The 14,981-nt window shown below is 40.5% G+C and carries 9 protein-coding genes; 7 read left to right on the plus strand and 2 right to left on the minus strand.

Features of this window, described 5'->3' with window-relative positions; genetic code table 11:
• Positions 1 to 45: 45 nt before the first annotated feature.
• Positions 46 to 5,964, minus strand: coding sequence for a translocation/assembly module TamB domain-containing protein (locus RMZ41_RS00060; protein ID WP_322643156.1), 5,919 nt, complete (start codon positions 5,962 to 5,964; stop codon positions 46 to 48).
• Between the two features lie 265 nt (positions 5,965 to 6,229).
• Between RMZ41_RS00060 and RMZ41_RS00065 the strand changes: the two genes are divergently transcribed.
• Entirely contained in the window at positions 6,230 to 6,676 is a 447-nt protein-coding gene (locus RMZ41_RS00065; protein ID WP_322643155.1) for a DUF3110 domain-containing protein, read from the plus strand.
• A 7-nt stretch (positions 6,677 to 6,683) separates the two neighbouring features.
• On the opposite strand, the gene RMZ41_RS00070 is transcribed toward RMZ41_RS00065, so the two are convergent.
• The gene (locus RMZ41_RS00070) at positions 6,684 to 6,806 is read right to left on the minus strand and encodes a hypothetical protein (RefSeq protein ID WP_322643154.1); all 123 of its coding nucleotides are present in this window, start codon (positions 6,804 to 6,806) and stop codon (positions 6,684 to 6,686) included.
• A 55-nt stretch (positions 6,807 to 6,861) separates the two neighbouring features.
• On the opposite strand from RMZ41_RS00070, the gene murQ reads away from it, so the two are divergent.
• The 6 genes from murQ to RMZ41_RS00100 all read left to right on the plus strand — a co-directional run bounded on the left by murQ (position 6,862) and on the right by RMZ41_RS00100 (position 14,843).
• Positions 6,862 to 7,788 (plus strand): N-acetylmuramic acid 6-phosphate etherase, encoded by a 927-nt coding sequence (murQ, locus tag RMZ41_RS00075; protein WP_322643153.1) that lies wholly within the window; start codon positions 6,862 to 6,864, stop codon positions 7,786 to 7,788.
• Positions 7,789 to 8,385: 597 nt separating this feature from the next.
• Positions 8,386 to 9,642: a response regulator gene (locus RMZ41_RS00080; RefSeq protein WP_322643152.1), complete on the plus strand. Its 1,257-nt coding sequence runs from the start codon at positions 8,386 to 8,388 to the stop codon at positions 9,640 to 9,642.
• A 514-nt stretch (positions 9,643 to 10,156) separates the two neighbouring features.
• Positions 10,157 to 10,522 (plus strand): response regulator transcription factor, encoded by a 366-nt coding sequence (locus RMZ41_RS00085; protein ID WP_322643151.1) that lies wholly within the window; start codon positions 10,157 to 10,159, stop codon positions 10,520 to 10,522.
• A 120-nt stretch (positions 10,523 to 10,642) separates the two neighbouring features.
• Positions 10,643 to 11,116: a chemotaxis protein CheW gene (locus tag RMZ41_RS00090; RefSeq protein ID WP_322643150.1), complete on the plus strand. Its 474-nt coding sequence runs from the start codon at positions 10,643 to 10,645 to the stop codon at positions 11,114 to 11,116.
• A 127-nt stretch (positions 11,117 to 11,243) separates the two neighbouring features.
• Positions 11,244 to 14,552, plus strand: a complete 3,309-nt coding sequence (locus RMZ41_RS00095) for a GAF domain-containing protein (protein WP_322643149.1) — start codon at positions 11,244 to 11,246, stop codon at positions 14,550 to 14,552.
• Between the two features lie 144 nt (positions 14,553 to 14,696).
• Entirely contained in the window at positions 14,697 to 14,843 is a 147-nt protein-coding gene (locus RMZ41_RS00100; RefSeq protein WP_409874706.1) for a four helix bundle protein, read from the plus strand.
• Positions 14,844 to 14,981: the final 138 nt, after the last annotated feature.

Consider the following 14,981-nt stretch of genomic DNA (forward strand, 5'->3'; position numbering starts at 1 on the left):
TCCCCAATTCCCAATTCCCAATTCCCAATTCCCAAAAAACCTTCTTTAAAACCGCGTTTGATACTCTACTACTGCACGACTATCATCGGTTAAATTAGTGGAAGCACGCACACGAAATTCATCGTTTATTCGGTAATTAACACCCCATTGAAAGGGATCATTTGTTGTTAAAATTTTGATACTAGAAACCGATATTTTGGAAGAAATATCAACCCCAGCCTCGGCTGCTAATTCCAAAGTTGAACTGCTCCTTCCCGCTTCAGGATTTTCAGAAATAACGGTAGGAAATATCCGCAGTTCACTTAAACCAAAAGTACTCCCAATCTGGTTAAAAGCTGACTGAAAATTGTTAAACACAGCCGAACCTGCAATATTAATCAAACCTAAAGTACTGTCACCACGTCCTTGAGTGTCTACAAATCCACCTCCTAAAAGAGCAACAATTTCGGTTTGACTACGTGACGGACTGCTTGTTAGTTCTAGATTGTCATTTAGTTTACTAGCAAGACCGTTGATAGTAGCTTCGACTCGCACACTCTCTAATGCTGATAAACCTGTAGAATTTATCCGGCTAAAATCATTACTTTGAGTAACATCTAGTACTTTGGCAAATAGCCGAATATCTAAGTTGGGATCGCGAGGTTGAGAAGGGCTAAAAGTTGCGGTGTGTTTATAGCCACGAGCAAGGTTAAATTGGGTAGTAAATAAATTCACCCCTCCTTTTTCTAAGCGGATAGTACCATCGGGTATCGGCTGATTAATGAAGCCGTTAACAATGAGATTACCAGTAGCGCGAAAATTGAGAATCGGCGGACGAGTAATTTGGACATTTTTTCCAAGTTCTAAATCTAGATTATTAAATTTAGCGATGCCATTTCCCATGCCATTCCCAATTTCATCTTTACCCTGCTTATTCTCTTTTGTGGGTGATACACCAAGGCTACTATTTGTAGATGAATCTGTGTTGGTAGATTCTGCCAGTAATACCTGACCATCAAACAAATTCACTTTACCGCCAATTACCGGGTTTAGAGCAGAACCAGTAATCTGTAAATTGCCGCTAGCGCCTCCTTGGTAAAGTCCTTTGAGATTTAACGCTAGTTGTTCGAGATCAACAGTTAGGGGATTGTCGATGGTGGCGTTCTGATTGTTAAAAATGGGAATTTCTCCAGCAGCTTGTACCTTCCCACGGCTAAATCTACCCTGAAGATTTTCTACTAAGATGCGGTCAAAATTAAACAGTACTTTACCTGTTACACCTCTGAGCTTACCTGGCAAAGCCTGGGCTGAAAAAGTAGCATCATTAACAGTAGCAATTCCCTGTACTTCAGGTTTTTGCAATGTTCCGCGTACCTTCAGGTCTATTTCTCCTTCACCTTTTTCAAAGACCACTTGATTAGTCAATGCGTTTAACAGTCCTAATCCCTCGTTTTCCAACTTCATATCCAAATTGATTTGGTCATTATCTGGTGCTACAGATGCAAAAGGCAATTTATAAGGGATGCTGCCATTAATATCAACAGGTTTTGGCCCAGCAATTGCTACACTACTACCAAAGTTTAAGCGTCCGTTAGCATAGCTGAAACTTGCCCTTGCTGATTCTATTGCTTTCTGATTTAATAATCCTTCCGTGATTTGTAATTCTCCCCTAGCTTGAGGATTAGCAATGCTGCCGGCTATTGCTGCTGTACCGTTAAGATTCCCTGTAATTCCAACTGGCAGTTTGACAAAATTATTCAATAGTTGTAACGGAAAATTATTTACCCGAAACTGTCCAGATTGTTCATCACCACCAACGTTACCCGTAAAGGCAATCAACCTGTTTTCAGATTCAAGCCGTAAAGGTCGCAAACTCAAAACACCGTTTTCAAAATTACCTTCGGCAATCACTTTGTCGGCAGTATAATAACGATTTCGTTCTTCCTTTTTACCCCAAGCAAAGTTTTGTCCATTCAAATTAAAATCTACTGATAATCCGTTGGCTGTAGCTGTATTTACAGCTACTTCTCCATTGAAAGTTCCCTTTAAGTCTGCCAAATCTGGTATTGGAGTGGAATTAAGTCGCTGTTCTTCCTGTTCTTCTACCAAAGTTTCAATTTCAGAAAACCGTTGGATTTGGGTTAATAAGGGTTGATTTGGCACTCCTTGGGGGGTGGTGGTTAGATCCTCTGCTGTGCCATAGATTTCTGCTGAACCACCCGGCAAATTTTGTAAATCAAATATCTGTGCTACAGTCAGAACATCTTGGATCTCTCCCTGGCTGACGTTCAGTTTACCTTGTAGTTGAGGCCCTTTAGGGCTTTGGGCAAACGTACCGACAAGGGCATAGCTACTTTTACCTTTGATAAATTCGCTACTGGTGAGTGTGGCTTTACCGTTATCGTAGCGGAATTGAGCAGCTAAACGATCGCCTTTGATCCAGCCAATTTGCGGATTAGCGATCGCTAAATTCCCTGTAGCTGCCAATGTCTGCTGATTAAATAGCAAATCCCCAGTTAATAAACCAGCTATCTTACCAGCACCCAATCTAGTAATTGGTGGCGGAGTCAAATTAAATATTTGTAAGGGGAAATTTGCAACTTTGAGCGCCCAATCATTCCCTTGAACGTTACCTGTGGCTGATGCTTCCTGCCATTTAACTAAGAAAGATTTCGGGCGATTATTGGCATCTAAATTAAAAGCCAAGCGATCGCTATTTCCTGCCAAATTTAAACTCAAACCGCGTCCCTGTGCTGAATCAATGTTTCCAGTTAACAACGGTTCAAAAGCAATATCTTGAACAACTAAATCCCGTAAATTAATTTGTCCTACCACATTTGGTAAAGGCAGCTTACCAGTGATTTGACCATTAAAATCTACACTCCCCGCCACAGCAACCTGATTAGGTAGATTTATCGGTAACTGTTTTAAGTTGTAATTCTGCGCTTGGACGTTGAGATTTAATGCCGTAATTTCCGGTATGCCCGCCTTTTTTGCATTGGCTAATATGTTACCAGTAACACTTAAACCGGGAGCAGTTGCTCGTTCAATGGTAAGCCTTTCACCACTCCAGGCGATCGCAGCCGTCAAGGGTTGCTCAAGACCAGGGATACCTTGAGATAATTGCACCTGTCCAGCAGCACGCACATCAGCTAATTTGGACGATCCGACAGTGCCAGCTAATTGTAACTGACCGCCAAACTGACCCCGCAATTGCGGATTGAAGCGATTTAATTCTACACCAGAAGCATTAACTACAGCTTGATAACGACCGTTAGCCAATTGGATATTAGAAGCTGCGATCGTTCCACCTGCAACATCGAGCCGTCCCTGACCGTTAGCTTGGATAGTTTGCGGTTGAAAGGACTCAACAGAACCCGCCACGTTTGCTTCACCAGTTAACGTCCCTCTAAACTGCGGTGGTACTGCTGCCAACTGCTGCAACGGGACATTATTTGCCTGAACTTGCGCCTGGTATACACCATTAGCCAGTTGAATATTAGAGGCTGTAATAGTCCCACCTGCAACATTTACCCGCGCCTGACCAATGGCTTGGATAGCTTTAGCTTGGAAGGACTCAACAGAACCCGCCACATTTACTTGACCAGTTAACGTCCCTCGAAACTGCGGTGGTACTGCTGCCAACTGGCGCACAGGAACATTCTTAGCTTGAACTTGCGCCTGATAGACACCATTAGCAAGTTGAATATTAGAGGCTGTAATAGTCCCACCCGCAACATTTACCCGCGCCTGACCGCTAGCTTGAATAGTTTCTGGTTTAAAAGAATCAACAGAACCCGCTACATCGAATTGACCACTTAATGCCCCTGTAAACTGCTTTGGTACTGATGCCAACTCCTGCACAGCTACATTTTTAGCCTGAACTTGCGCCTGGTAAACACCATCAGCAAGTTGGATATTTTTAGCTGTAACCGTACCACCGCCAATAGCAAGGCTACCTTCACCATTGCCACGGAGAGTTTTCAGACTGAAATTATCTCTGCTGCCTGCAATTTGGAACGTACCCGCCAATGGATTATTTAAAGCTGGGGGAGACTGTTTTAATATTTGCCCTAACCGTACACCATTAGCTACAAGTTGAGCAGAGAAACCTTGGTCTTGTAGTTTGACATTAGAAACTGCAACTGTGCCGCCACCAATTTGAACCCCTGCGCCATCTGTGCGAATCGTGGCAATTTCAAATGGTGCTGTGCTGCCTGAAAGGATGAGACGACCATTAAACTGTGCCTCCGCCAAAGAGACATTTTGCAGTTGACTTTTATCTACAAAGGGTTCTAATTTTACCCTAGAGGCAACAGCCACAGCTTGCCAACGTTGATCGATATAACTCCCAGTTGCTCTGACTGTACCACCACTGACATTAAGAGCCACATTACGGAAAGAGACATTGCGATTTGGAGCGATCGCAACTTCACCAGTTCCAGGGTAAGTTCCATTGGGAGCTTGAAATTGTACCAAAGTTTGGACATTGGTAGAAGCACCGATTAGTTGGGCAGTACCGGAGACATTGCCGATTTGGAACGCAGGTGTTGTTTCATAAACTTTTGCGATCGCATCCCCCGGAACATTCTTCGCAGCGAAATTTAAATCTATTCGTGGTGTTTTACCAAGTTGAATTGTACCAACGCCCGTGATATCACCACCAACTTTGGCTTTACCTTGAATATCTTTTAAGGTCAGTAAAGAGGAACTAGAACTAGTAACAAGCTCAAATTTACTACTGATGTTATTAAAATCAACTTTATCAATCCGGGCAGTTTGGATTGTGTTAACTGAACCTGAGAGAATTGGCGCTTTAGTCGATCCGGTAATCAGCAAATCTGCTTGTACTTGTCCTGCGATCGGCACAGGTAGTTTTACCTTCAGGGTATCCTGGGCATTAGCCAAACTTACCGCATTTACCCGCCCTGATAATTTAAAGCCTGCTTGAGTGTCGATAATTCCTGTAGCCACTACCGGGATTTTGCCGTAGTTGGTAGTAACATTGTTTAACTGCAACTCCGTTCCTTGAAAACGCAGGTTTCCTTGGCTATTACTCAACAGTTGCGGAACTTTGGGTATTTGAAGTGTTACCCCTTGCACAGCCGCATTGCCATACAATAAAGTCTGCTGTCCTGGTGTCAACCGAACTGACAAGTCGCCATTAGCTCGACCCGCCTGTAAGTTCACTGGTAACTTAATTAGGCGAGTAATATCCGCAGCGAAAAAATCTTGTGCTTGCAATTGAAAGTTACCTGCTAGCACTTTAGAACGTGTCTCTCCCTGAATAGAAATATTGCCACCACTATCTGCTTGCCCCCCCACATCAAACCGGATTAACTGGTTGTTTGCTAAAAGTTGGGCAGATCCATTCAGTTGAGAAAATGTTATGGGGGAAGTGGGAGACGCGGAAGATATTACTCCCCCTGCCTCCCCTGCTTCCCCTGCCTCCTCTACTCTCTTATCCGGCATCAAGGCCAGCTTGGCATTGCGAAACCGCAGATAATCCAAATCAGTTTTAATTGCACCATCTTTACCTGATGAAGCGATGCTAGTAGAAACCCAGCGCCCTTCATCATCCTGATCGATGTAAATATCTGGGTTGACTAAGGTAACATCTAGCTTTAGATGGCGGTTAAAAATTAGTTGTAACAGGTCAAAACCCACCTCCACAGATTCGACTGCCGCCCGATCTGCATCTGTGGGTGTGGCTGGGATAGCTGAAGCCCCAAACTGCACTCCCGTCAAGGAAAATTTTGTGACTTTTCCCAATTTTACCGGACGGTTGAGTGTAGTAGTCAGACTTTCTTGTGCCAACGGGGTTAACTCTGTTTCGACAAAAGTCCACAACCGCCAAATCCCAACGATCACTCCTAACAGCAAAAGTCCGCCCAAAGCAATGCTACCCCGCTTCAACACCAGCAACCACAGACGCTTGCGGATAGGGCAGGGGGAGTGAATATCTTGATTGGGAGATTTAGTCATTTGCTTTCACTGTATTAATTGCCGGATGTCGCTGGCACACACAAGCATTAACTGACACATTGATTCAGTATGCCATTTCCAGGATACGCCAACTAAATCCAAGACTTCATTGGTTGAGTTACGGTATTTGCTTGCTCCAATACTTATGCTTAAGAATATTGGCGTTTTCAGGTAAATCTGATCTGAATAGATTGAAAATTGTTCCTTTGACTTTCGCACAGGTACAACCTAGAACTTTAATATGAATAGACTTTAAAAAAGACAGATGATTACACCTATGCGTGTTTTTGTGTTGATTTTTAATGCTCGGACGGAAAATGAGGGGATTCACACGATCCGAGAGGGCGATGCCTACGGCGGCAAGCTACGCAATAAAATTCTGATGTTCGAGTCAGAAGATGACGCGACGCGCTTTGCCCTAATGCTAGAAGCCCAAGATTTCCCCTCACCTACACCAGAGCCAATGGATGCTGAGGAAATCAAGGAGTTTTGTGAAAGTGCTGGATATGAATGGGAAATTATCCCAGAAAACAGCAATTTAGTTGTCACTCCCCCAGAGTTGAACGTCGATCAAACGGACTGGCAAGTAGATGCCCAGAAGGAGGATACTATTGAGGACACCTTCCCTCTCAATCAACAGCCACTAGAAGAACCAGAGTTATCTGATTCTGAACTAGAGAAGATGCGTCGCAAATTGGAAGGATTACTTTAATTAGTCATTAGTCATTAGTCATTGGTAATTGGGCACTTGTACTGAGCGTATCCCTACGGGGAAGCAAGCTATGCGTAGCATCTCGTAGAGAAGCCGTTGGCGCAGCCTCTCGTAGAGAAGTATTAGTCATTGGTGGTCGCTAACTGACTAATGACAACAGACAACAGACAAAGGACAAGGGATAAATGACAAACTTGCAAGAACGTGGGCATCTTTTAACCGAGATGGTAAATCTTAACAGTCTTAACTTAGACCAGCTTAGTTCTCTGGACTTGGTAGAACTGTTTAATAGCGAAGACCAAAAAGCAGTTGCGGCGGTGGCGGCGGCAAAAGTTCAATTGGCACAAGCAATTGATACCATCGCAGAGCGTTTGCGCCACGGGGGACGCTTATTTTATATTGGTGCGGGCACAAGTGGTCGGTTAGGGGTATTAGACGCTGCTGAGTGTCCACCCACTTTTTGCACGCCTCCAGAATTGGTACAGGGGATTATTGCTGGTGGTGCGGGTGCGCTGCTACGCAGTTCGGAGGGTTTAGAAGATAGTATCGAAGATGGTGAAGCTGCGATCGCAGGGCGACACATTACCCAGCTAGATGTCGTAGTTGGCATTACTGCTGGTGGAACAACGCCTTATGTCCACGGTGCGCTTCATGCTGCTCGGCAACGGGGAGCCAGCACTATTTTTATCGCCTGTGTTCCGGCTGAACAAGTTAGCTTTGATGCTGATATCGACATTCGCCTATTGACAGGGCCAGAAATCATTGCCGGCTCAACTCGTCTGAAAGCTGGTACAGCCACAAAGTTAGCTTTAAATATCCTTTCCACTGGGGTAATGGTCAAACTAGGCAAAGTTTATGGCAATCGGATGGTGGATGTGGCCGTCACAAATCAAAAGCTACGCGATCGCGCTTTACGAATTTTACAAGACCTCACAGGTTTAAGTCGGGAAGCTGCTGGTTTTTTATTAGAACGCAGTGGCAAGTGGGTTAAGCTAGCATTATTAATGCACTGGACTGGTTTGGAAAAAGATGAGGGCGATCGGCTTCTTTCAGAACACCAAAGTAATCTTAGGGCAGCTGTTATAAGCTATCAAAACCACAACCAACCTTAAAAATTTTCCTAAATACTCTATAGGTGGCTGCTACTTGTCTGAGTAGGACACCTTTTTTTAAAAACATTAAAAAATATAAACTTAAATAAATATTTATAACAGTTATAGTTGATCTCAATAACTAAACTAAAAAGCTTTAGAGACTGCGTAACCTTTATTTTAGCAAAAAAATCAGAACTTATACGGATATAATACCTTAAGAAATTCCTTAAAATAATATACGAATACTGAATGTATCTTAATGATGTGGACTATAGCAATCTACTTCAGTTCTAAAGTCTGCCAATAATAAGCTGTGTGCAATAAAATTTTATGAACTATCAAGATTTTTGCTATTTTATCATCATCGTTGATTTTAATAAATTTGATTTAAACTGCTATATAAGTAAGTGGGTCAAATTAAATATAAAACCTCATCCTGCCTCCGAATTCCCTCTCATTAATAAGCAGAGGAATTGAAGGTGAGGTTTGATCTTATATTTAATTACGCCTACCTACTTACCAAAATGGATTTAAACTTTTTGAGATGTCTATTTGACAACTATATAGCTAGTGTGGGTTCTTAATAACCTGGCTTTTTAATATAAGGAACAAAGTATGACCCACTCGGAACTTATTCTTTCAAATAATCTAGTAAATGAATTTAAAACTTGTACTCAACTACAATATAATGGCAAATTAAATATTAAAAGTTCAAAAGGCAGCCAATGGACTTTTTACTATCGGCTGGGACGGATAGTTTGGGCAACAGGTGGAACTCATCCCTTCCGCCGATGGCGTAGACAGATGGCTCAAAATTGTCCTCAAATTGATGTTGATAAGTTGCTGTTGCGTTCGCAAGACGTATCAGTAGATTACTGGGATTACCGTCTTCTAGAAATATTTCATAAAAAACAGAAAATTCAGAGAGAACAGATTCAGTCTATTGCTGAAAACACCATTACAGAACTATTATTTGATCTAGCTCTGCAAGGAAATTTTGCTTCTATAAGTTGCAATCGCGATCAAGAAGTTATCTTAGAAACACCAATGAGCTTTACAAGTGCAGAAATGTCTGTAAAGCACATGCAAGATTCATGGAAAACTTGGTCAGAAGCAGGTTTAGCAAATTTTTCTCCTGACTTAGCACCAGTTCTGCGGCGACCAGAACAACTCCAGCAGATGGTAAGTCCGTCTGTCTACAAAAACTTTGTGAGTTTAATCAACGGTAAATTGACTCTGCGAGATTTAGGGGTGAAAATGAAGCAGAATGTACTGCCACTTACCCGTTCCTTGCTTCCTTATATCCTTAAAGGAATCATCGAATTAGTGGAAGTAGATGACATGCCCTTAATAGTGACTGAAGTAAATAATAAGCCTGTCACTACACAACCGAAGAAACCGAGTACTCCACTAGTAGCCTGTGTAGATGATAGCCCTCAAGTCTGTAAAATGCTAGAGGATATTATCACTTCCAATGGACTAAGGTTTATCAAGATTCAAGATGCTGTACAAGCACTTCCAACCCTCATTCAAGATAAACCAGACCTAATTTTTTTGGATTTGATTATGCCAGTCGCAAGTGGTTATGAAATCTGCACTCAGTTGCGGCGAATATCTGCCTTTGCCAATACACCAGTGATTATATTAACAGGTAGTGATGGCCTTTTAGATAGAGTTCGTGCCAAGGTTGTCGGTTCTACAGATTTTATTACTAAACCCGTAGTGCCTGACAAGGTAATAAGTATACTACGTAAGTATTTACCTACATCAAGTGTCCCTATTGAGAAGAGTAAAGCCAATGCCAATATGTTTCAGGAGGCAGGAAACAGAAGGCAGCAGGAAGCCACGCTTAAAAAAGCAAACTTATCTTGATAATTAGAGAAAATTAGTCATTTTTCTTTAAATTAATTATTAGCCTATTGCTTACAAACAGCCAGACAAAAATTTACCACCTTAATAAGCATTAAGTTAATGGGGTGATAAATAAGAAATTAAAATTCAAAATTTAGAAAAAGATTAGGTAGCGATTTGAAAGCTACCTAATCTTTTTCATAAATATCAAAACTTAGTAAGGAATTTAAAAACAAAAATATATATTAAGCTCTGTTCATTACGTACTTCTTCTGAGGTTAATACATAAAGATTGAATCAAAATTAGACAAATACAATTTTTGTATTTGTCTAATTCTATTTGAGTTGTGAAATATTAAGTATGACCGAAACAGACTCATGATACAAGCCCCTAAATTTATTTATGGAGAAGAAAAAAATGTATTTCGATACAAGGGGTTAGCCACTAGGATTTTCTATATATTTGTTCATCAATCATTTAGGATTTGTATGTCTAATTTGTTTACATACTTAAAAAAATTAAAGGATAATTAACATGAATACTGTTTTAGTTGTTGAAGATGGCTTAACAGATATGGAAATAATCAGCCGTTACTTGCAACAGGCAGGTTATTCAGTGATTAGTGCTACAAGCAGTGAAGAGGCTCAAGACAAAATAGATCAAAATAAGCCAGACCTAATATTTCTCGACGTAATTTTACCAGGGAAAAGTGGTTTTGAAATTTGTCGAGAACTGAAAAATAACCCTAATACTAGCAAAATACCTGTAGTTTTCTGTTCTACAAAAAATAGTGATGTAGATAAAATATGGGGTAATATGTTAGGTGCTGAGGGGTATTTATCAAAACCAATTAATCGAGAGGAATTAGTGGTAATTGTCAAGCAGCTAATTAACAAGTAGCAATTTATTAAATAGACATACAAAAAAGTTAATATTTCTAATTTAGAAGTAATAACAGATTAAATAATAACTGCAAGTAGTCGCTAAAGATAAATCATCAAGGATAAAGGATCGATAACTTTGGAAACCAAAGATAAGTTTTTAAGTTTTAATTTGGGAGTCAGGGATACAGCTGTAATTTCATTACAATATATCACAGAAGTTTTGCAAGTATCATTACCAGAAATATGTGGTGTTCCTCAGATGCCTAGTTGCGTTTTGGGTATCTATAATTGGCGTGGTGAGATGCTTTGGTTAGTAGACTTAGAGGCAATGTTAGGTTATCCTCCAATTTCTCAAGGAGTAAATTTACTTTCAAAAATGATGGCGATTGTTTTGGAAAACAATGGCAAGTATTTGGGACTATTAGTGCGACAGCTTATAGATATTGAATGGCTGGATACTCAACAGATGAAACCCCCAAGTGCCGAATTATTTTATCCTAAAATATCACCTTTCTTAGAGGGATATTTTATTAATGAATCTGAAGATGTGATTTTCAACTTGGATGCCATGACAATTATCCAAGCGCCAATGTGGAAAATTCATCATTGAACATTTGATAATGAGTGATTTAGGTATAGTATTTTGACAAATTCTAATCTTTACTTACCAAACAATAGTTCATTATTATCTGCGAAATTCTCCATTATTATCCATAAAATATTTTGAGGACAATCTAATGACATTTTTGTATAACAGTAGCCATGAAACTGAACATCTAATCCCTGAAGTTGAAAATATGAACGGGAAGGTTGATATAGCAAATATTGCTAGCAATGAAATATCTTTATTAAATGCGATCGCTCAGGAATTTAAAACTTGGCGGCGACAGTTGCAAGACATCACAATTCATCTGCGCCAAGCGCCGGATATAGATACACTACTCAAAATTACTGTAGCGCAAATTAGAGAAAAAATTGGCTGCGATCGCGCCTTAATTTATCAGTTTAATTCCCTTGATTCAGGCAAGGTTTTAGCAGAATCTAGAACGCTAGGTTGGACACCTACTCTTGGTGAAAATATTCCGGGAATTATTTTTGGTTTATATACTAATCAAGACTATCTAGAACCTGTAGTTATTGATGATATCAGTCAGATTCAACTCACTCCTTATCAAAAGCAACTGCTAGATAAATTTCAAATTAAAGCTAGTTTGAGCGTACCGATTGTAGTAGAAGGTAAAGTTTGGGGTTTACTGACAGTAAATAATTGCTACTCAACACGGCAGTGGCAAGAAGTAGAAATTAGTCTCCTGTCTCAAATTACAACAGAATTAATCTACAAACTGCAAAGCTTTGAATTCAAAAAAGAAGAACAACAGCGAATATTAGCAAAAAAATCAGTAGCTAAAGTTATCGACAAAATTTTGCGGGCATCAAGTGTCGATAAGATTTTTCAAACAACCACTCAAGAAGTACGTCAATTACTAAAATGCGATCGCGTCGGTGTTTATCGCTTCAACCTTGACTGGAGTGGCGAGTTTGTCGCTGAGTCAGTAGGTAATGGCTGGATAAAAATGGTCAGCCCTGATTTTTATATGGTGTGGGAAGATACCCACTTACAAGACACCCAAGGAGGACGTTACGCTAAGGGTGAAAGCTATGTGGCCAAAGACATCTATAAAATGGGTCATGCTCAATGCCACATCGATATTTTAGAGCAGTATGAAATGAAAGCTTACATCATTGCCCCCATATTTTCTGGAGAGAAATTATGGGGTTTACTGGGAGCTTATCAAAATTCTGGGCCTCGTGATTGGCAACCTTGGGAAGAAAGCTTTGTAACTCAAATTGGAATGCAATTTGGCGTAGCTATTTCACAAGGTGAATATCTCGAACAAATGTATAAGAAATCTGAGCAACTAGCTCAAATAGTTGAACAAGAAAAAGCTTTCACTAAGATAGTAGGCCGCATCCGGCAATCTTTAGATGTAGATAGCATCTTCAAAACAACCACTCAAGAAGTGCGTCAATCACTAAAATGCGATCGCGTCGCCGTATATCGCTTTAACGCTGACTGGGGTGGCGAATTTGTGGCTGAGTCTGTGAGTTCTGGTTGGACAAAGCTGGTAGGGCCTGATATTAAAACCGTTTTAGACGATACCTACTTGCAAGATACTAAAGGGGGTAGGTATGTCAGAGGTGAAAACTTTATCGTTAATGACATCTATGAAGTAGGGCTTGCTCCCTGCCATATTGAGATTTTAGAGCAGTTTGAAGCCAAAGCTTACATAATTGTTCCTATATTCTTCGGGGAAAAATTATGGGGTTTGCTGGCAGCTTATCAAAATTCTGGCCCTCGTGAATGGCAAACCTGGGAAGTGAACTTTTTGGTTCAGACTAGCTTGCAATTTAGCCTAGCTAAATCGCAGATAGATTATTTTGAATTAGTGCGATTGAAATCTGACAAACTAGCTCAGATAGCGGAACAAGAGAAAGCTGTCACCAAGATTAGTAACCGCATTCGGCAATCTTTAGATGTCGAAGAAATCTTCAAAACAACCACTCAAGAAGTCCGGCAATTACTACGCTGCGATCGCGTTGCAGTCTATCGGTTCAATCCTAACTGGACTGGCGAATTTGTAGCGGAATCAGTAGCTCATAATTGGGTAAAACTAGTAGGCCCCGATATCAGAACTGTCTGGGAAGATACCCACTTGCAAGAAACTCAGGGAGGTCGATATCTCCAAGGTGAAAACTTTGTCGTAAATGACATCTATCAGGTAGGTCATTCTCCTTGCCACATTGAAATTTTAGAGCAATTTGAAGTCAAAGCTTATGTAATTGTTCCTGTATTTGCTGGAGAGCAATTGTGGGGATTACTGGCAGCTTATCAGAATTCTGGAACTCGTGATTGGGAAGAATCAGAAGTCACCTTGTTGGCACGCATTGGCAACCAGTTAGGACTTGCATTACAACATACTGAATATTTGCAACAAGTACAAGGACAGTCAGCAAAATTAGCAGAAGCAGCAGCACGAGAAAAGGCAGCCAAGGAGTTACTACAACAACGATCTATTCAACTCCTAACAGCCCTTAGACCTGCTCTCAACGGCGACTTAACAGTACGCGCACCCATTACAGAAGACGAACTAGGCACGATCGCTGATGCTTACAATAATACTCTGCAAGCACTGCGGCAAATAGTTCTTCAGGTACAGGGGGCTGCTCAACAAGTTGCTCAAACTTCTACTAATAGCGAGACTTCACTAGCTGGACTGAATAATCTGGCGCAACAACAATCTGAGGAAATTACCGCAGCATTAGGCGAAATTCAACAGATGGTGGACTCTACTCAAGCTGTGGTAGCCAATGCTGAGTTAGTGCAACTAGCAGTGCAACAAGCCAATGAAACAGTAGAGTCTGGCGATACTGCGATGAACCTAACTGTAAAAGCAATCCAAGGAATTCGTGAAACCGTTGCTCAAACCGGCAAAAAGATTAAACGCCTTAGTGAATCTTCGCAAAAAATCTCCAAAGTGGTGAATTTGATTGGTAATTTTGCTACACAGACAAACGTACTAGCTCTGAATGCAGCTATTGAAGCCACCCGTGCTGGTGAATATGGCAAAGGCTTTGCGGTTGTAGCTGATGAAGTTCGTTCTTTATCTCGCCAGTCAGCAGCAGCAACTATCGAAATAGAAAAATTAGTTCAGGAAATTCAAGCAGAAATTGGGGAAGTTGCAGTAGCAATGGAAATCGGTATTCAGCAGGTAGTAGAAGGCACAAATCTAGTTAGTGACACTCGCCAAAACTTGAATGCGATCGTTTCTGCAACTGCCGAAATTAGTCAGCTAATCGAGCGGATTACCGCAGTAACCCAAAAACAAATGACTCAATCTGTAACAGTTACAAAATCAATGCAAGATGTAGCAGAAATTGCTAATAAGACTTTTGCTGAATCTCAAGAAATTGCGACTGTGTTTCAAGATTTATCAGGAATGGCACAAGAGCTATTAACAACTGCTAGTAAGTTTAAAGTCAAATAAAAAATAGTTAGGAGTTAGGAGTTATTAGGTCAAAGCATTAATTATATAAAGCACTATTTTATTGGCAAATGTAAAATGCTTTGACCTTAATTACTTATAACTTTTTAGTTAAAGAGAGGAGAAGAGTAATTATCAGAGAGTGTTATTCAACAAAAAAGTTTTAAATTTGCTTTAGAAATTATTCACCTATATATCAAATTGCAAGAGCAACGTGAATATGTGCTTTCTAAGCAACTACTACGAAGTGCGACAAGTATTGGCGCGAATGTTGAAAAGCCTAGCGGTGGTTAGAGTAGAAAAGATTTCTTGGCAAAAATGTATATTGCATACAAAGAAGCTAGAGAAACCAAATACTAGCTACGTCTACTACAACAGTCCAAACTAGTAAATATTGATTTAACAAATGAACTAATCTATGCAAACGAAATC

Source organism: Nostoc sp. DedVER02 (assembly GCF_034530675.2).
Taxonomy (GTDB): Bacteria; Cyanobacteriota; Cyanobacteriia; order Cyanobacteriales; family Nostocaceae; genus Nostoc.